Here is a 19,544-nt window from a genome sequence, read left to right on the forward strand (position 1 = left end):
TTAAAATGAGAATTTACTATACTATAAATATACTATATTATAATAAAAAGAATATAAAGAAAGGTATTAAGTATATGAGTTTATTAAAAAAAGCTATGGCAAATGTTTTAGGAGTTGGGGGTGCTAAGGTAAATGCTGTTTTATCTAATACAAGTACTACTCCTGGTGGAAATGTAGAAGGATATATTAATATATGTGCAGGTCAAGTAACTCAGCAAATAAAAGCTGTATCTATTGACGTAAAAACAAGGTACAAAAAAGAATGTGATGATAAAGAATTTAATGTAGATTGTACTATTCAGAAATTTAATATTAATGTAAATAAAGAATTTCAGCCTGGTGAAGAAATTAAAATTCCATTTAGCTTTAACTTAGATTTAAACTGCCCTATTACTAAAGGTCATTCTAATATATGGCTATCTACTAGATTAGATATTGAAAATGCAGTTGATAATTTAGATGGTGATAAATTAATGGTCTTACCTAATACAAGTATAACAAATGTTCTTGAAGCCGTCGATAGACTAGGTTTCAGAATTAGAGAAGTTGAAAATGTTTATGATAAATATGGATTTAGCAATCACAAGTTTGTACAGGAATTTGAATATTACCCAAGTCAAAACTTTAGATCTAAACTTGATGAATTAGAAGTTGTGCTTGTATATGATTCAAATGGAATGAATGTATTTTTACAAATTGACAGAAGAGCTAGAAACTTAGGAAGTAGCATATTAGAAAAGTTAAGCTTAGACGAATCTAATGTGAAAATTCACTTTACTCATAATGAGTTACATAATGTAGATTGTATTTACAATGAAATTTTAAATACTTTAAGAAAATATTCTTAATATAATACTCCCCCTACCTAAAATTTTTATAGGTAGGGGGGGAGTTTACTTTTTATTTTATATAAAGCCTATTTAATATCACCTTTAATGCAGTTAATTCAGCTTTGTCTTTGCATCTTTTGCAAGACGTTCCCATCTTAGTTTCTTTTATCATTTCTTCAACACTATTACATCCATTTTCTTTTGCTTTTATTAAATCTTTAACTGTTACGTTAAAGCATCCACATACTCTTTCATTAACATCCATAAGATACCTCCAAAATTAAGATATATATTATTTATACCCAAAAGGTTCTTATATACACTTTTATATTTAATTGCCTTGAATTTATTTTATAAGTTTATTTCTAATCTTGATTAAAAAAATTAATTGTCGATTGCATTAATACTAAGGCACCTTTAACTAATCCAGATTCATCTATTTTCATTTTAGGGTGATGTGCTGGATAGTATCCTTCTTCCTTTAAGTTTCCTACTACTACTCCATAATATGCACCTGGTACTTTTTCTAATAGATAAGACGCATCTTCAGATCCCATAACGCCTCTTGGCATATTAATTACTGAACTATCACCTAAAACTTCTTTAGCCGAATCTTTAACTATAGAAGTCATGTTAGGTGAGTTAACTAATGCTGGATAACCATATTTATAATTATATTCATAACTACCTTTGAATCCTTCTACTGTATTTTTAACAATTTCTTCAATTCGTTTATTTACATAATCTCTTGATTTATTCTCTAAGCATCTAACAGATGCTTTTATTTCAACATAATTTGGTATTATGTTATAAGCTGGTCTATCTGGTTGCTCACTTTTAACATTTACAATACTTATGCAAGTAGAATCTAGAGCACTAAACTCTCTAGATAGCATAATATAAATATTATTTATAACTTGGGTTGCCATTATAATTGGATCTATACAACTTTCTGGTGTAGATGCATGACCGCCTTTACCTTTAACTTTTATATCAACCCTATCAGAAGAAGCCATAACTTGATTATCTTTTATTACAACCATACCTGTTTTTAAACCAGGCAATAATGCTACATGTTGAGCAAAAATAGCATCTACTTTTGGATTTTCTAAAACGCCTTCATCTATCATAACTTTTGCTCCACCATCATATTCTTCTCCTGGCTGGAATATAATCTTTACCTTTCCATTTAAACTATTTTCATTTTGTTTTAATACCTTTGCTACACCTAATAACATAGCCCCATGAGCATCATGCCCACATGCATGCATGGCTTTATTTTTAGAAATGAAATCAAAATCATTTTGCTCTTCTATTGGTAATGCATCTATATCTGCTCTAAGCGCCAAAACCTTCCCTTCTTTTTTTCCTATAACTGCACTAATTCCAGAACAATTTTCATATAGCTTATACTCTATACCCATTTTTTCTAGTTCTGATTTTATATATGATTCTGTTTGTGGTAAATTTAGACCAACCTCTGCTCTTTTATGAAGTTCTCTTCTCCAATTTATAATTTCATTTTCTATATCTTTAAGTTCTTTTATTAAGTCCATTTTTTGCCTCCATTTTTTTTAGATTAATGTTATTATAATAATATTAATATTATTTTTATAATCTTAATTTTCTATAAGGTGTTATAAGTTTTTTTTATAACCCTTGTAAATATAGAAGTATATTTATAGTATTTTCAAATACTATAGATGTATTACAATTAAAATTTAGGAGTTAATATGAAGTTAGAACAAATAAATCATGTGTTAGAAGTTGTTAGACTAGGATCAATAAATAAAGCTTCAAAATCATTATTAATGAGTCAGCCAAATTTAAGTTTTTCTATAAAATCATTAGAAAACGAGTTAGGATTTAAAATTTTTAATAGAACAAAAAAAGGAATTGAACTAACTAGTAAAGGGTCTTTATTTTTAGAACATGCAAATTCCATAAAAAACTCTTTCGATTCTATAAGTGTTCTTTCTGATAATAAAAGTAATTCTACTAACAATGTAGTAGATTTATCTATATCAGCTCAGTATATATCAACTGCATTTTATAGCATTATTGATTTTTGTAAAATAAACTTAAACTCAAATATGAATGTTAAAATTAATCAAGCAAATATATCTCAAATAATTAATGATGTATCCTCTGGTTTTGTTGATTTAGGGCTTATATGTATTGATAAATCTCAAAAAAGTTCAATTAATCATATTTTAAGTTTAAATAAACTAGAATTTACTCCTTTATCTACAACAAAGCTCTATGCATATATGTTGGATAATCATCCTTTAGCTACTAAAGATTGTGTTGGTATTACTGATCTTATTAATTATCCTCTAGTAGCTTTAAACTTTACATCTAAAGATTTTTTATATTCTTCTCTGTTGCTTAATATAGGGTTAGATAAATTTAATCAAAAGATCGAAGTAACCGATTATAATTCTTTAATGTTTGGTTTAAATGAATTAAATGGAGTTACTTTTACAATGAAGTTTCCTAATTTAAATCCTATGCCAAATATTAATAATTTTACTGGTGTATTTAAAGAACTAAGAATAGAAAATGAAATTTTATTTGAATTTGGGTATATAAAAATACCTAATAATATTTTGTCACCATCAGCAATTGAGTTTTTGAATATATTAGATTCTAATATTAAATTCACAGTATAAATTTCATGTTTTTATAAATATAAAATTTATAGCTAAAAAAAGAGTTAAATTATGATTTTAAACTTATCATAATTTGACTCTTTTATTTTATAACTATATATGCTAAATATTGATTCCATAATCCATAAGATCTAAAACCGAATTTGACATTAAGTATATATATGTCTCAAACATTTCACTTGCACATACTTTATCGTGTTCTAATAGCCATAATTCAATCGCTGATACCAATCCCAATGAATAATAAGCAACTATATTTTCTTCTGTCAGAAAACTTACATCACTTGATATATTTAGCCCGTGCTTTTTAATCATTTTATAAAACATTGTTCCTATTGCTTTTGATAAAATTCCTCTAAAAGAATTTTGCCCCGTTATCTCAAAAGCTTTTTTTATAAATGCTTTATCTTTTTCCAAACGTACAAATATCATTTTTATAGCTTCTAATTCCATATCAATGTCTAACAATTCATAGGCACTACTCATTATTTCATCTTCAACACAATATTCTAATAACTCATACTTATCTTTAAAATAATTGTAAAAAGTAGACCTAATAACTCCGGCGCCATCTGCAATCATTTGAATTGTAATTTTTTTGAAAGGATATTTCAGCATAAGTTCTTTAAAACTTTGAAGTAAAAGATATTTAGTCAATTCCCTTTTTTGATCCATGTATATCCCTACTTTCTTATCATTTTTATAATATAACTATATGATAAGTTTTATAGCAAATATACATCTAAGTAACTTTAGTAATACTTATTATCTTGTCTAAAATAACATATATACCACCTATTAAAAATGGAAATATAAAACTTGAAAATCTATATATTAACATAGCTGATACTACATTTACTGAATTTGTAACAATTGAAAAAAGTAACACATAAACAAATTCTATTGATGCAATTCCAGCAGGAGTTGGTATAACACCTGCAAGTATAGTAACTAATGAAGTTATAGTAATAGCTTGATGTACATTAATTGCTACATTCATTTCTCTTAAAGCTATATATGAAATGTAATAAAGAATTAAATATTTAATCAAATTCATAGATATTTGAAATAATATAACTTTCTTATTTCTTAGTATAATCATAGAAGAATTTCTTATATTAGATATTTCACTTTGTATATATTTAATTTGTTGTTTATATTTATTTCTTTTAATTAACTTATTTAATAAATTTATAAGTAGCTTGTGAAATTTTTTAGATATACATAAAAATATTAAACTAACTACAATTAAAATAGTTATAACATATACAATACTTATAAACGTTATATAGTTAAAATATTTTTCATATATAAATTCATGATTAAAAAAAATACATATTGTAGCAAATAATAATACTGAAAGTTTATTTAATACATAATTTAAAGTTGATACATCTATACCTTGAGATGGACATATATTATTTTTTTGTAAATAATATATTGAAAAAACATAAGACCCACTTCCCATAGTCACAGTTTTATAAAAGCTAGTGTAAAAATAGCATAGAATTCCATTAATTATTTTGAATTTTGAATTAAACTGCTTTGCTAATATACTTAAATTAAATCCTTCAATAATACTATACATAATAGATAAAATTAAAACACTTATAAAACCATAAAAACTTATATCTTTTATTTGATTAAAAATTGAAGAAAGTGAGTCTTTAAATATACTACAGACTATTAATATAATTAATAGTAAAAATATCAATTTCAATATATTCTTTTTTTTCACTTATAATCGCCCTTAATTATCAGATTTATTTTTTACTTTCATCCCATAGTCGATTTGCTGTTTCTTCCCAACTATTTGCATAAGGTATACATTTATCACATAAATGGTTTACACACTCTGGAGATATTATATCTGTTGATTTTGCTCCAGTTGTTTCTATCATTTTTCTCAAGTGTTCTGGATTTTCTAACATTGGACAAGGTCTTAAATGATTTTCATTAAATGGTTGGTTTTCTCTATAGGACATAAATAAAGGTTGTTTTAAAGCTTCTAACAAGCTTACTTCTTTAATATTAGCACTAGAATAATGAACAAACACACATGGCTCCACATCACCATTTGCACTTATATGCAAGTAGTTTTTACCTCCTGCTATACATCCACCTACATACTCTCCATCATTTTGAAAATCTAGCGCGAATATTGGTTTTCCACCATCTAAACTACGTATTTCTCTAACTCTATGATACATATACTCTCTTTGTTCTGGCGTTGGAAGTAATTCAAGTACAGCATCATTTCCTACAGGCATGTAATGGAAATACCATATTAGCCTAACACCTTTATCTATAAGCATATCTAAAAAATCATCACTAGTTACACTATAGACATTTTGACTATTGTAACAAATTGATGCTCCATATAGTATTTTGTGTTTCCTTAAAGTATCCATTGCATTTAAAACCTTTTGATAAGTGCCTTCTCCCCTTCTGTCATCATTTGCCTTTTCATCTCCATCAATACTAATAGATAAAGTAAAGTTTCCTACTCTTTTTATTTCCTCACATAATTCATCATCTACTAATGTTCCATTTGTATATGCATGGAATTCACAGTCTTTATGTTTTTCACAAAGTTTTATTAAATCGTCTTTTCTAACTAAAGGCTCTCCTCCTGTATATAAGTAAAAATACACACCTAATTCCTTACCTTCAATAATTATTTTATCTAGTTCTTCAAAACTTAAATTTAATTTATTTCCATACTCAGCAGCCCAACATCCCTTACATTTTAAGTTACAAGCGGTAGTCGGATCTATTAATATAAGCCAAGGAATATTGCAATTGTGTAATTCTCTCATCTTTCTAATTTTTTTAGTACCATAAAAGCCTGCTTCATATCCTAAATTTAGTGCAGCAGTTTTAACTATATTAGGATCTATATCGTCTAGTGCTTTATTTAAATACTTAATCCATTTGCAATCTGGATCTTTAATCATTTCTCTAGCCCCGTCGTAATACATTTTGTCAAAGTTTTTCCCCATGAAAGCTTCTGCTAAATCAACCATTTTTAAAAGACTTTTCTCTCTATCCTTGTCTATATACTTTAATGTAGTATTTATTAAAGTTGAAAATGCACTTCTTCCTGCTTCATGTGTAAAACTCAATCAAATCATCCCCCTATATAAAATCTATTTTATTACTTATATAATCATACTATGGTAATATAATCTTTGAGGCACATACAAATTATTAGATTTGTCTAAAAAAAAATACAAAATATCAAATTTGTATTATAGAATATACAGATTTAATATTTTGTATTTTTAATTTAAAATTTTACTATTTAAATTGATTGTATATATCTTGGACAAACTTCTCAAAATTTTCTCTTTGAGTATGTTTATTACCTTCATAAATTTCTAGGGAAGATACTAAATTATTTAATTTATTACTATCTAAATTTTTCATTTTGTAGTATTTACCATTATCATATAAATATTCTAAAGTTTCACCTATCTCTAAAAGAGAATCATAATGCTTAGTATTAGAAAAACCAGGCTTTTTAGATTTATCGTCTAATTCTCCAAAAAACACTGATTTACAAAGCCAACCTTTGATTGCAGTACCATCTAATGTAGTATTAGATAAAACGTAGTTTATATAATCTGTAAACTCATCAAACTCTCCTTCTTTTAACTTTATACCTACAATAGGATACCAAAGGCCCTTAACCTTACCATCATTAGTTCCTGATGATCTATAATAAGCTAAGGTTACAGTCTCTATACCATAATTAAATTTCATTTCAACATCTATTAAACCTATTGCTCTAAAAGGTCTTTTAGAATATTGATTTACTCTAAAACTACCTTTATTAATTTTTAGTATTTGATTTATATTTGCCACGATACACATCTCCAGTTAAAATTTAATTAAATTTCAAAAATAAAACATATAGCCTTAACTTTATATTATAGCTATATGCTTTATTTTTAATTTATAACATATTTAAAATTTTTCTTTATCTCATCTATACTTTTATAACACCCTTCAATACCCATTAATTTTTTTAGAAATAAACACTCTTTTTCATTTAAATCAAGCTCTTCAAACCAAGGCCTTTCATCTAAATCACTTTCTTTATAGTATGATGAATAATATAAATGTATTAAAAAATCTGCAATGTACCAATAATCTATTTCTTTTACATATTTTTTATCATCTATATACCTTGCTAGTCCAAAATCAATTAATTTTAATTTATTATTTCTATCTAAGATTATATTTGGAGTCCTTAAATCCCTATGAATTATACTGTTTTTTTGAAGCAGTTCAACTATATCTATTAATTGAACAGCTATATCATATATTTCTTCTTTGCTAAATTCATGCTCATCTTCATATAATATATCTTCAAAATCTTTTCCTTCTATATAATCTAATACATATATTAGATTGTCTTCATAATTAAACTTTTCAATAAATTTAGGAAATCTATTATCATCTAAATTTTTTAGTATTTCTTCTTCATAGAATAGTTTTTTTCTTGTAACTTCTAGCATTTCATTTTTTAATTGTTTTAAGATATATTTGTTTAAATCTATATCTTGAGCTAAATATGCTATTCCATATTTTCCTTCACCTATTATTTTTAGTATATTATATTGATTAATATTGTCGGTAGGATTATAACGCTTGTCTATGACTTCACCTCCAGTTATGCACTATATGGTTTGCTATTTGATACATTTGACTTAGATCCACTTTTTGATGCACTTGACTTAGAGCCGCTTTTTGATGCTTTTGATTTTCCTAATCTTTTATAGTGGCTAGATCCTTGATATGATTGGTCTTTTAAAGTTTCCATAGACTTCACCTCTTATATAATTTTAATATCTTATTAGATTATATGAAGTGTTGTTATTGTATGTTACATTTTAATTTATATTGTATGTTTTTGCTCTTATTATTTAAAACTATAATTTATGTTATTTTTAGAATATTATTCCTAATTGTGGAAATATTAATAGTATAAATGTACAAAGGAGGAATTTAAATGGATTTAATTTATAATATTTGTCTTACTTTGGTTTTAATAGGAGCTATCAACTGGGGATTAGTAGGATTATTTAAATTTGATTTAGTTGCTGCGCTATTAGCAGGTGGAGGTAAATTCGGAAATATAAGCACTCTTAGTCAAATAGTTTATGGTTTAGTAGGGTTATCAGCATTATATGTAGGTACTCAGTTTGTATTATCAGTGTTCTAATATAGTAAAGAAGGTATCTAGTACTAGATACCTTCTTTCTTTATTATTAAAAAATATTAATCTTCATCTATTATAATTGGCTTAAGTTCTCTTTTGTGTAATAAATCATAAAGTATAGGTATTACAAATAAAGTTAGTATTGTTGAGTATAAAAGTCCTCCAATTGTTACAATTGCAAGTCCTTGACTCATTTCTGATCCCATACCAACTCCCATTGCCATAGTAGACATTGCAAGTATTGTTGTTGTTGCGGTCATAAGTATTGGCCTAATGCGGTCCCGACCAGTTTTAATTATAGCATCTTTTTTATTTTTACCTTCTAATCTTAATTGATTTATATAATCAACAAAAACTATACCGTTATTTACAACTACTCCAGAAAGTACTAAAAAACCTAACATTGATATTACACTTATTTCATTTCCTGTTATTAAAAGTGCTAATAATCCTCCAGTAAATGCTAGTGGTATAGTAAACATTACTATAAATGGAGATAATAATGAACTAAACTGTGCAACCATTATTAAATAAACAAAAGCTATCGCCATAGCACCCATTAAAATCATATCTTTTAAAGATTTGTTTATAGTTTCATTTTCACCTTTCATTTCTACACTATATCCATTAGGCACTTTATAATCTTTTAATTTATTTTCAGCATCTCTACTTACTAATCCTATGTTATATCCTTTATCTATACCTGCACTTACTGTCATATATCTTGATTGATTCTCACGTTTTATAGCGTTTAAACTTTTTGCTTCCTGTATTTTAGCAATATCTGATAATTTTATTTCTACCTCTTTATTTCTTTTACTAGCTTTTATCTTTTGATTAAGTATTGTGTCTCTTGATATATCATTATAGTTTGCAATAATCACTGGATATTCTTTATTTTCTATTGATACATTTGTTGATGTTTTTTCAGTTTCTAGATCTTTAGATACACTTTGGTAAACTTGAGCTACAGTTAAACCATACTCCATAGCTTTATTTTTATCTACTATTATACGAATTTCTGTATCTGCGTCTTTAAGTCCATTTGATATATCTTTTATTCCTTTTACATCCTTTAAAATATTAGCTATGTCATTTGATATTTTTTGTAGCATATCAAATTCATTCCCTTTTACTTGTATCGATATACCCGATCCACCTAATGCACTCATATCCATATTAGAGGCTGAAACATCTATTTTACAATTCATATCTTTTGTTTTATTGTAAATTGCCTGTTCTACTTGAGTGTTTGAAAGTTTTTTGTTTTCTTTTAATATTATATAAAAAGACATGTCACCACTTTTTGTAGGTCCCATTTGGTTTCCTTCTAATGCTCCTACTGTTTCTACATCTTCTATAGTTAAAATTCTATCTATAAATTCATTACTTGTTTTGATAGTTTCGCTTCTTTTAGATTCTTTTGGCATAGTCATTGTGGCACTCATCTGAGTTGAATCCATAGTGGGCATAAAGCTTGTTCCCATATTAATTGCACTATATCCACTAAAAATTAATAATCCTATTACAAATAACAATACTACCCATTTATGAGTTAATGATTTTTTAAGCATAATTTCATATAAATCAACAAACTTATCAAACCACTTGTGTTCTTTGTTTCCTATATTGTTAATTAATCTTGATGACATAGCAGGTACTAATGTAATTGCTACAAGTAAACTTGCTACTAATGAATATGCTATTGTAAGTCCCATATCTACAAATAATTGTTTTGTCATACCATGTGTAAATACTATTGGTAAGAAAACACATATTGTAGTTAATGTAGATGCACTTATAGCTGCTGCAACTTGATTTGTTCCATATATAGCAGCTTTTACGCTACTCATACCTTCATTTTTTAATCTATATATATTTTCAATAACAACTATACTATTATCCACTAACATTCCTACCCCTAATGCTAAGCCTGATAAAGATATTATATTTAATGTTACACCACTAAAATACATTAAAACAAGTGAAAACAATAAACTTATAGGTATGCTAAACGCTACTATAACTGTTGTTCTAAAACTCTTTAAGAATATCATAAGCACAATTATAGCAAGTATTCCACCATATACTAGATTACTTAAAACACTATCTATAACCATATTTATATATACACCTTGGTCCATAAGTGTTGTTATATGTACATTTTTATTACCTTTTGACATATCTTTTATGGCTTCATTTATAGACTTGCTAACATCTGTTGTTGAGTAGTTACTTGCCTTTTGAAACGTTAATATTACACCTTCATTTCCATTTATATTTGTATATGTTTCATTAGAATTATCACTAAATTCTACTTTTGCTACATCTTTTAATCTTATCGTTCCTACGCCTTCTACTCCTGTATCAAATAAAAGTAAATTTTCTATTTCTTCTTTGCTATTAAATTTTTCGCCTACCTTGATAGAGTACTGAGTTTCTCCGTTTTTAATATGACCTGCTGGCATAGAAAAATTTTCAGCCATTAAAATATTTCCTATCATTTCAGGGGTTATTTTATTTGCTATATCTGCACTTTTGTATGCACTATCTTTAGCAGCTTTAAGTTGATCATTAGCCTCTTTTAACTGTTGCTCTCTATTTTCTATCTCCCTTTGAGCCTCTTCTATCTGTTTCTTTTTTAATCCTGTTTGAGATTTTAATAATTCTTTATATTTTTTAATTTCATCATTAGCATTTATTAAATTTTTCTCTTGCTCTTTAAATTTTAATTCTAAATTTGCTATAACTTTATTATTTATGCTATTTATTTTCTCTTTATCTAATGTCACTTTTAATTTATTCTCTATTAACCCCTGGGATACTACTGAGCCTACGCCTTCTACACGCTCAAATCTAGGTATTATAGAATCCTTTACATATTCAGTAACTTGGTTTATATCCATACCTTCTATGTCTATACTTAGCATCATCACAGGCATCATATCAGGATTTAATCTCATAATCATTGGTGTAGCTACTTCATCTTCAAGATTACCTTTTACCATATCAATTTTTCCACTTATATCAATCATGGCTGAGTCCATATTTACATCTTGGTTAAATTCAAGTATTATTGAACTTACATTTTCAGATGATGTTGAACTAATATTTTTCAAACCACTTGTTGTTGATAAAGACTGTTCTAATGGCCTTGTTACAAAACCTTCCACTTTTTCTGGGCTTGCACCCGGATACGGTGTATTTACTACTACATAGGGTAAATCCATACTTGGTAATAAGTCCGTTGTCATATTCATAAATGAAACTGCCCCTAGTATTAATACGATAATTACCGATACTGCTACTGTATATACTCTTTTTACACTAAATTTTGGTATCATAATTATGCCCCTTTCTTATCCTCAAACTCTACCCGTTATAGGCTTTTCGTATTAATACTTTTCCCACTTATTATGGATAAAATCCTTGTATACAAAAAAATGCTATACTGTAAGATATTATTATTTTACAGTATAGCATTTTTTTTATTTATATTAGTAAATCTAAATTTTATCAATAAACATGAATTTCTTAAACTTTTTCTTTAGATTCTATATTACTAGTCTCACTCAAATTTTTCCAATACCTTTTAGGCATCATTCTACTTTGAAGCTTTTTATTTTCACGTTCAGGGATATTAACACTATTAAAATACTCACTCCACAATTCCTCATAAAAATTATCATCTATACTTTCTAGCATTTTTTTAAATTTATCATCTACATTTGTAATGTAATAACTAGACTTATTATAAATCAAAGCTAAATCTCTATTTTCATCATATATAATGAAGTTTTCATTAGACAATCTCTTTGAAAAATGTTTAGCAATAAGTTCTAATACGTTATGTGTAGGATTAATTTTGCTTATAAGTATATTATTGAACGATTTAAATCTTACAAATCCCATCATACGATGCCTTTCAAGAGATACCTTTTTTGCACAATTATCTATGTATATAACTGTATCATTATTTTTATGAAGATCTATTTCACATCCTACTTTAAATCCCATTACAACATATCTATAAATATAACTATAACAATCATACATATCAGATAAATAAGCTAAATATATTTTATTCAATGCATTTTTAGATATTTTGGTTTCTATAGCTTTATATACTTTTTCATATTTTTCTAAATCCGTATCTATATGTTTGGCATCATCTAATAGATTGTATTTATACTGCTGTTTACTATATATATAATCAGCATGAGGTTTAGAGTAATAAGAGTCATATATTGAAGTTAATAATCCTTCAAAGCTTCCATCAAATAAATAAACTATCAAGTAATCACCTCTTAAAGATCTCCCATAATTGAACTAAACTTATCATCTAATAAATTAGTAGGATCTAATATTTGTACTGGATTTAATATCTTATCAAAAAAACTTAATTGAGAAGAGTCGTTATCTATTATATTTAAATCAATATCCGGTGTTAATCTATTTTTTATAAACATCTCATCAAATTTAGTATCACCATAATAAATTCCATTGCATGTTATAAAATACTGTGCTCTTTTTAAAGTAACTCTGAGTTTTTTTAAATCTTCAAACCTTAAATTAGAAACTCTTCTAGTTGCAATAATCTTTTGGGCTGATTTCATACCTATTCCTGGCACTCTAAGTAGCATTTCATATGGAGCTTTATTTATTTCAATAGGAAATAAATTAATATTTTTAAGAGCCCAATCAGTTTTGGGGTCAAAATTTATATCAAAGTTAGGGTTGTCTTCATTTAGAAGTTCCTCAGCTTTAAATCCATAAAGTCTAAGTAGCCAGTCAGCTTGATACAATCTATGTTCTCTTATTGTAGGTGGATTTTTTATATCAGGTAAATTTTTATGATTAGTAGTATTTACAAAAGCAGAATAATAAACTCTTTTTAACTTATATTTATCATATAAGCTACTAGTTAAATTAAGTATTTTGTAATCACTTTCATCCGTCGCACCTACTATAAGCTGAGTCGATTGACCACCTGGTACAAATAAACTTGAATTTTTAAACTTTTTTCTCTCTTCCTTATTTTGAATAATATTGTTTCTTATATTTTTCATAGGCAAAAGTATCTTATCTTTGTTTTTATCAGGCGCTAATAATTTTAAACTACTTTCAGATGGAAGTTCTATATTAACACTCATTCTATCAACCAACATTCCACATCTTTGAATTAAATCTTCGCAAGCACCAGGTATTGCTTTTAGATGTATATATCCATTAAAATTGTGCTTGTTCCTAAGCTTATATACCACTTCATAAAGTTTTTCCATAGTATAATTTTCATTTTTTATAATAGCAGAACTTAAAAACAATCCTTCTATATAATTTCGTTTATAAAAATTTATTACTAAATTACATATCTCATCTGGCGTAAATAATGCTCTTTCTGAGTCAGTTGATTTTTTATTTATACAGTAACTACAATCATATATACAATAGTTCGTCATAAGTATTTTTAAAAGTGATACACACCTACCATCTTGAGTGAAGGTGTGGCATATACCACTTGATGATGCATTTCCAATTCCATTTTTAGTGTTTTTTCTTTTGCTACCACTAGATGAACATGATACATCGTATTTTGCTGCATCTGATAGTATTCTTAGTTTATCTTTTATCTCCATAGTATCACCACCATAAATGATATTTTATAGTTTTTATGAATTGGGGTCAACTGTAATTAATGTAAGTATTTCAATCATATTATTTTAATGCTTTATATATTTTTTATAAATTCATCATATTCTCTTCTTTTACAATCAATTATCTCTTTTAAATCTTTACTATCTCTTTTTAACTTGCTCAAAATATTTTCAATCTTCACTTCTAAAACACATATATTGTCATAAGAATCAGTTATGTGTTTATCTACTGATAAGTCAGTAAATATATTATCAAAGAAAATATCAAAAGTCTTTGTTGAGCTAGAAAAACTAATCCCGCTAATATTTACATCTTTTAATTCCTTATTAAAAGACTTTATTAAATTTGAAATTTTAGATAAATGCCATTGCACATCATCAATTTTACTGTGTTTTGCCATAGAACTTAGTAAATCTCCACCAAATATATCGAAAGTGCTCCACGCCTTTGCTGATGATAATAACTTTTTAGCAGATCTTACTTCATCTAATAATTCATTTCCAACATAAATTGATTCATCAACCTCTTTCATCTCTTTTAAATACATATCAATATTTTTTTCAATGTATATAATTTTGTTTTTTGTACTTTCATCACCATAAACATTTATTAACTCAATTTTTTTCTTTAATAAATTATCATATATATTCTCACATTTTGATAAACCGCTTAATCTATTTGTTATATCATTAATATTAGATTTTATTAAATTTACATTAGATTGGCACTTGTCATATTGAAGCTTTGCCATTAAATATTCTTTTTCTTCTTTTTCTATTTTATCTGCTTTGCTTCCCATTGCCGTAGATATTAGATTTGATAATGATAGCTTTTTTAAATTATCTACGTCCTTTTTTTCTTTTTTAAGATTATTTTCTAAATTAGTTAGCTCTCCTTCAGCCTTTTGAAGTTCTATTTTTAGGTCATTTAATTTATTTTGTAATACGTATTTTTTAGCTACTTCATTTTTTGCATTGGTTATTTGTATATTTATTTGTTCTAACATATTTTCCCCTACTCACTCCTATTTTTTATTAATAAAGTTTTACCTTATATAATTGTTAGTTATATTTTAGCATGATATGTAATTATATTCCAATTACAGAGTTGATTAATTAATCTTTAAAATAAAATGGAATAACTTTAAGTTACTCCATTCACTATTAATTAATATTTACCCTATTCCTTTGTATTGTTTTTTAGGCTTTTTATTTATTAAAACTGTAATTGCCTTCTTAGGACAAGCATTTACACATCTATAGCATATAATACAATTATTATTTTGAATAATTCCCTCATCACTTGGTGTAAGATTTTTCATAGGACATATCTTAACACACAGGTTGCAATTTATACAATCATCATCAATCTTTACTGAACTCCTGTTTTTTTCTTCAATCTGTGGCCAATGTCCACTCTGACTTTTTCCTAAGAAACTAGAAAATTTATTAAACCCACGCTTTTTTACTTTACCTTGTTTTAAATCATCACATACGCGATTCATCTTTTTATCTGCTTCTCTTAAAAATTTATTGATTTGTTCTCCATTTTTTATTTTAAAAAGTTTGGTATTGCATATGTTATTAGGCATATTGAAATGCTCTGCATAAATAACTTCGCCATATCCATCAGGCAATAAATCTGTAAAAACTCTAGCTCCATCACCTGAAAACATTAGCTGAGTACAAAATATTATTAACTTCTTATCTTTAAGATTTTCAACATATTTAGCAACAAATTCTCTCATTATACGAGGAATACAAGATCCATATATAGGATAGCAAAAAGCAATTGTATCATGTTGTTGTATCACTTTTTCAAAATCTATCTGCTCTTCTATAGAGTAACATTCACCATCTATTTTTTGAGTAAACAAATTTGCTATATACTTTGAATTTCCTGTTCCTGAAAAATATAACATTATCATAAAAGTCCACCCCCTATTTATAATTAAATATTATTTCTTTAAATAGTTTTATAGTTTCTTCTTTTCCTAAAGCTTTCTCTAATACAGATGTTGATGGATTTCCTTTGTATATCAAATCATTTATAAAGGTTTCTAACTTTGTATTTTTTTCATTGCTTTCTATTTTTATATTTTGGACATAGCTTAAGTATTCTTCCAAATTTTCTAATACCATCTCATATAATATTTTATCATATTTTTTTGTTGATTTTTTTAATATAGAGTATTTATTTCTAAGAGTAGTATACCAATTAATGCTCTCAATATAGTTTTCTATATACTCGTATTTAATATTTAGTTTTTCAAGTCTATTTTCTAAACCATTAATACTTTCCTTTTGAATTATATGATTTGTATAAAATTCTATAAATACAGTTCTTTTATTTGCCATTTTGATAAAATCTATTATTACAAGGGGTATGTCTTTTGTAATGGAAGGAGTGAAAACTACTGTTAACATTTTCATTATGCCAAGCCCTTTTCCTTTCAATATCGCCAAGTTTCCTAAGTTTTTTATTTGATATTGTTCTATATTAAATTTAAGAAGATGTATTGATTTTGGATAATAAAATTCTTCTTTAAAATTCATATCTAATTGTTTTATATCAAATTTACTCTTTATTTTATTTAAAATTTTATTTCTTAGTTCTTCCAAATCATACATATATCATCCCTCCAATAACATATTTAAGTTTCATTTATAAAATCATAATATATAAGTATAATAGATACTTTGTTTATTTATTCTTATGAGCTTTCTTAATATAAACAACACATAATCAAAAATATATTCACATATTATTTAATGATATATTTAGTACTTAATTTTAAAGCATCCACAAAGTAAAGGAGGATAATCGCCAAATGAGAGAAATAAAATGCCCATTTACTGGGAGATCAAGTAGCTCTATATCCGGAAATGAACCATCAAATATGGAATGTTTACCTAATCAATTAAACCTAGATATTCTTCGACAAAATTCATATTTAAGCAATCCATTAGGTCCCAAATTTAATTATGCAAAAGAATTTAATAAACTTGATTTTTATGCATTGAAACAAGATTTATATAATCTAATGACAGATTCTAAAGACTGGTGGCCAGCTGATTTTGGTCACTATGGACCATTTTTTATTCGTATGGCATGGCATAGTGCAGGAACATATAGGATAAGTGACGGTAGAGGTGGTGCAGGTGATGGATCACAGAGATTTCCACCATTAAACAGTTGGCCTGATAACATTAATTTAGATAAAGCTCGTAGATTACTTTGGCCAATCAAACAAAAATATGGTAATAAAATTTCATGGGCAGACCTCATGATACTATCAGGTAACTGTGCTTTTGAGTCAATGGGGCTTAAGACCTTTGGATTTGGTGGTGGACGTATAGACGTTTGGGAACCACAAGATATCTATTGGGGATCACCATCAAAAATACTTGGTAGTAATAAAAACCCTGAAACAGGTCAAATTGAAAATCCACTAGCCGCAGTTCAAATGGGATTAATTTATGTAAATCCAGAAGGACCAGATGGAAAACCTGATCCAGTTGGTTCTGCAAAAGATATTAGAGAAATATTTGCACGTATGGCTATGAATGACGAAGAAACTGTAGCTCTTATAGCTGGTGGTCATACTTTTGGTAAAAGTCACGGTGCAGCTCCTGCTACATACGTTGGTCCTCCTCCAGATATTGCTCCTATTGAACAACAAGGATTTGGATGGAAAAATACCTATAAAACAGGTATGGGACCTGATACCATTAGTAGTGGAATAGAAGGTTCGTGGAAACCAAATCCAATAACATGGGATATGGGATATTTTAAAATATTATTCAAATATCAATGGGAATTAATTAAGAGCCCTGCTGGAGCATATCAGTGGACACCTAAAAATGTAGATGAAGAAGATTTAGTTGTAGATGCGCATGATCCAACAAAAAAACACCCACCTATGATGATGACAACTGACTTAGCTATTATCTATGATCCTATATATAATAAAATTGCTAAAAACTATCTAAATAACCCAGATAAATTTGCTGATGATTTTGCACGTGCTTGGTTTAAGCTTACACATCGTGATATGGGTCCTATTTCAAGATATCTAGGTCCTGAGGTGCCTAGTGAGATACTTATTTGGCAAGATCCTGTACCAAAAGTTGATTATGAATTAATTAATGAAAATGATATTAAGTATCTTAAAAAGAAAATCTTAGATTCTAAATTGTCAATATCAGAACTTGTTTATACAGCTTGGTCATCTGCATCTACTTTTAGAGGATCTGATAAACGTGGTGGTGCAAATGGAGCTAGAATTCGTCTTGAGCCACAAAAATCTTGGGATGTTAATGAGCCAGAGCAATTAAATAAAGTTTTACAAGTTCTTAAAAAAATAAAATCAGATTTTGACTGTTCACAGTTAAACAATAAAAAGGTTTCTTTAGCAGATATGATTGTCCTTTCTGGGTGCGTGGGTATTGAAAAAGCAGCAAAAAAAGCAGGATATAAAATTACAGTACCTTTCACTGCCGGACGTACAGATGCATCACAAGAAGATACTGATATCAAATCATTTGATGTACTTGAACCAAATGCAGATGGTTTTAGAAATTATCTAAAATCAAATTATTCAACTCGCCCAGAAGAATTATTAATTGACCGTGCACAACTTTTAACTTTAACTGCACCTGAAATGACCGTTTTAATAGGTGGTATGCGTGTATTAAACGCTAATCACAAAAAATCTCAGTACGGTGTTTTTACAAATAGACCAGAAACTCTTACTAATGACTTCTTTGTAAATCTTTTAGACATGAATACTGTCTGGAAATCTACATCCTCTGATGAACAATTATTTGAAGGACGTGACAGAACAACAGGAAAATTAAAGTGGCAAGGAACACGAGTTGACCTTGTTTTTGGTTCTAATTCGCAACTTCGTGCTATTTCTGAAGTGTATGCAAGCGAAGGATCTCAAGTTAAATTCTTAAAAGACTTTGTATCTGCTTGGAATAAAGTAATGAATGCCGATAGATATGATGTAAAATTTTGCTAAAAATAAAAAAGCCTTGGAATAATCCACGGCTTTTTTATTTGCTATTCATTAATTTAATTGACTTAGCATTTAAATTTTTCAGATTATTTAATCTGATTTTTTATAATTTTTTAATATTTTAATAAATTATTAAA

The 19,544-nt window shown here is 27.2% G+C and carries 18 protein-coding genes; 4 read left to right on the forward strand and 14 right to left on the reverse strand.

The genetic code is table 11. The annotated features are described in order from the left end of the window. Positions 1-74: 74 nt before the first annotated feature. On the forward strand, positions 75-848 hold the full coding sequence (locus BLP75_RS00510; protein WP_170139100.1) for a sporulation protein: 774 nt from the start codon (positions 75-77) through the stop codon (positions 846-848). A 52-nt stretch (positions 849-900) separates the two neighbouring features. Here BLP75_RS00510 and BLP75_RS00515 read toward each other — a convergent pair whose 3' ends face one another. Together BLP75_RS00515 and BLP75_RS00520 are read right to left on the reverse strand one after the other, a co-directional pair. Further along, complete coding sequence (locus BLP75_RS00515) at positions 901-1,095, reverse strand: (2Fe-2S)-binding protein (RefSeq protein WP_092721818.1); 195 nt, start codon at positions 1,093-1,095, stop codon at positions 901-903. 100 nt (positions 1,096-1,195) lie between these two features. Next, positions 1,196-2,386 (reverse strand): M20 metallopeptidase family protein, encoded by a 1,191-nt coding sequence (locus BLP75_RS00520; RefSeq protein ID WP_092721820.1) that lies wholly within the window; start codon positions 2,384-2,386, stop codon positions 1,196-1,198. Positions 2,387-2,563: 177 nt separating this feature from the next. On the opposite strand from BLP75_RS00520, the gene BLP75_RS00525 reads away from it, so the two are divergent. Further along, positions 2,564-3,502 (forward strand): LysR family transcriptional regulator, encoded by a 939-nt coding sequence (locus BLP75_RS00525; RefSeq protein WP_092721822.1) that lies wholly within the window; start codon positions 2,564-2,566, stop codon positions 3,500-3,502. A gap of 102 nt (positions 3,503-3,604) precedes the next feature. On the opposite strand, the gene BLP75_RS00530 is transcribed toward BLP75_RS00525, so the two are convergent. The 6 genes from BLP75_RS00530 to BLP75_RS18045 all read right to left on the reverse strand — a co-directional run bounded on the left by BLP75_RS00530 (position 3,605) and on the right by BLP75_RS18045 (position 8,330). Next, positions 3,605-4,177, reverse strand: a complete 573-nt coding sequence (locus BLP75_RS00530; protein WP_092721824.1) for a TetR/AcrR family transcriptional regulator C-terminal domain-containing protein — start codon at positions 4,175-4,177, stop codon at positions 3,605-3,607. Positions 4,178-4,244: 67 nt separating this feature from the next. Beyond that, positions 4,245-5,240: a lysylphosphatidylglycerol synthase transmembrane domain-containing protein gene (locus BLP75_RS00535; protein WP_092721826.1), complete on the reverse strand. Its 996-nt coding sequence runs from the start codon at positions 5,238-5,240 to the stop codon at positions 4,245-4,247. Positions 5,241-5,265: 25 nt separating this feature from the next. Then, on the reverse strand, positions 5,266-6,627 hold the full coding sequence (locus BLP75_RS00540; RefSeq protein WP_092721828.1) for a radical SAM protein: 1,362 nt from the start codon (positions 6,625-6,627) through the stop codon (positions 5,266-5,268). Between the two features lie 175 nt (positions 6,628-6,802). Next, the gene (locus BLP75_RS00545) at positions 6,803-7,369 is read right to left on the reverse strand and encodes a hypothetical protein (RefSeq protein WP_092721829.1); all 567 of its coding nucleotides are present in this window, start codon (positions 7,367-7,369) and stop codon (positions 6,803-6,805) included. Between the two features lie 86 nt (positions 7,370-7,455). Beyond that, positions 7,456-8,184 (reverse strand): protein kinase domain-containing protein, encoded by a 729-nt coding sequence (locus tag BLP75_RS00550; protein ID WP_330385770.1) that lies wholly within the window; start codon positions 8,182-8,184, stop codon positions 7,456-7,458. Next, the gene (locus tag BLP75_RS18045; protein ID WP_170139099.1) at positions 8,181-8,330 is read right to left on the reverse strand and encodes a hypothetical protein; all 150 of its coding nucleotides are present in this window, start codon (positions 8,328-8,330) and stop codon (positions 8,181-8,183) included. Before BLP75_RS18045 ends, BLP75_RS00550 begins: the two co-directional genes overlap by 4 nt. A gap of 189 nt (positions 8,331-8,519) precedes the next feature. Between BLP75_RS18045 and BLP75_RS00555 the strand changes: the two genes are divergently transcribed. Continuing rightward, positions 8,520-8,732, forward strand: coding sequence for a DUF378 domain-containing protein (locus tag BLP75_RS00555; RefSeq protein ID WP_092721833.1), 213 nt, complete (start codon positions 8,520-8,522; stop codon positions 8,730-8,732). A 56-nt stretch (positions 8,733-8,788) separates the two neighbouring features. Here BLP75_RS00555 and BLP75_RS00560 read toward each other — a convergent pair whose 3' ends face one another. The 6 genes from BLP75_RS00560 to BLP75_RS00585 all read right to left on the reverse strand — a co-directional run bounded on the left by BLP75_RS00560 (position 8,789) and on the right by BLP75_RS00585 (position 17,014). Continuing rightward, entirely contained in the window at positions 8,789-12,073 is a 3,285-nt protein-coding gene (locus BLP75_RS00560; RefSeq protein WP_092721835.1) for an efflux RND transporter permease subunit, read from the reverse strand. A gap of 190 nt (positions 12,074-12,263) precedes the next feature. Further along, positions 12,264-13,025 carry a TIGR03915 family putative DNA repair protein gene (locus BLP75_RS00565; protein WP_092721837.1) on the reverse strand — a complete coding sequence of 254 codons (762 nt, stop codon included), beginning with the start codon at positions 13,023-13,025 and terminating at the stop codon, positions 12,264-12,266. Between the two features lie 11 nt (positions 13,026-13,036). Continuing rightward, a complete protein-coding gene (locus tag BLP75_RS00570; protein ID WP_092721839.1) occupies positions 13,037-14,365 on the reverse strand; it encodes a putative DNA modification/repair radical SAM protein in 1,329 nt (442 codons plus the stop codon). Between the two features lie 92 nt (positions 14,366-14,457). Then, the gene (locus BLP75_RS00575) at positions 14,458-15,390 is read right to left on the reverse strand and encodes a hypothetical protein (protein ID WP_092721840.1); all 933 of its coding nucleotides are present in this window, start codon (positions 15,388-15,390) and stop codon (positions 14,458-14,460) included. Positions 15,391-15,558: 168 nt separating this feature from the next. Beyond that, complete coding sequence (locus BLP75_RS00580; protein ID WP_092721842.1) at positions 15,559-16,311, reverse strand: EFR1 family ferrodoxin; 753 nt, start codon at positions 16,309-16,311, stop codon at positions 15,559-15,561. 13 nt (positions 16,312-16,324) lie between these two features. Further along, positions 16,325-17,014, reverse strand: a complete 690-nt coding sequence (locus BLP75_RS00585; protein ID WP_092721844.1) for a hypothetical protein — start codon at positions 17,012-17,014, stop codon at positions 16,325-16,327. A gap of 200 nt (positions 17,015-17,214) precedes the next feature. Here BLP75_RS00585 and katG point away from each other — a divergent pair, with 200 nt between their 5' ends. After that, complete coding sequence (gene katG / locus BLP75_RS00590; RefSeq protein WP_092721846.1) at positions 17,215-19,410, forward strand: catalase/peroxidase HPI; 2,196 nt, start codon at positions 17,215-17,217, stop codon at positions 19,408-19,410. Positions 19,411-19,544 lie beyond the last annotated feature (134 nt).

It is taken from the genome of Romboutsia lituseburensis DSM 797 (assembly GCF_900103615.1).
GTDB lineage: Bacteria > Bacillota > Clostridia > Peptostreptococcales > Peptostreptococcaceae > Romboutsia_F > Romboutsia_F lituseburensis.

Coding starts and splice junctions, on each gene's coding strand:
- BLP75_RS00510 (WP_170139100.1), top strand. CDS start 75: ATGAGTTTATTAAAAAAAGCTATGGCAAATGTTTTAGGAGTTGGGGGT.
- BLP75_RS00515 (WP_092721818.1), bottom strand. CDS start 1,095: ATGGATGTTAATGAAAGAGTATGTGGATGCTTTAACGTAACAGTTAAA.
- BLP75_RS00520 (WP_092721820.1), bottom strand. CDS start 2,386: ATGGACTTAATAAAAGAACTTAAAGATATAGAAAATGAAATTATAAAT.
- BLP75_RS00525 (WP_092721822.1), top strand. CDS start 2,564: ATGAAGTTAGAACAAATAAATCATGTGTTAGAAGTTGTTAGACTAGGA.
- BLP75_RS00530 (WP_092721824.1), bottom strand. CDS start 4,177: ATGGATCAAAAAAGGGAATTGACTAAATATCTTTTACTTCAAAGTTTT.
- BLP75_RS18045 (WP_170139099.1), bottom strand. CDS start 8,330: ATGGAAACTTTAAAAGACCAATCATATCAAGGATCTAGCCACTATAAA.
- BLP75_RS00555 (WP_092721833.1), top strand. CDS start 8,520: ATGGATTTAATTTATAATATTTGTCTTACTTTGGTTTTAATAGGAGCT.
- BLP75_RS00560 (WP_092721835.1), bottom strand. CDS start 12,073: ATGATACCAAAATTTAGTGTAAAAAGAGTATATACAGTAGCAGTATCG.
- BLP75_RS00570 (WP_092721839.1), bottom strand. CDS start 14,365: ATGGAGATAAAAGATAAACTAAGAATACTATCAGATGCAGCAAAATAC.
- BLP75_RS00575 (WP_092721840.1), bottom strand. CDS start 15,390: ATGTTAGAACAAATAAATATACAAATAACCAATGCAAAAAATGAAGTA.
- BLP75_RS00580 (WP_092721842.1), bottom strand. CDS start 16,311: ATGATAATGTTATATTTTTCAGGAACAGGAAATTCAAAGTATATAGCA.
- BLP75_RS00585 (WP_092721844.1), bottom strand. CDS start 17,014: ATGTATGATTTGGAAGAACTAAGAAATAAAATTTTAAATAAAATAAAG.
- katG (WP_092721846.1), top strand. CDS start 17,215: ATGAGAGAAATAAAATGCCCATTTACTGGGAGATCAAGTAGCTCTATA.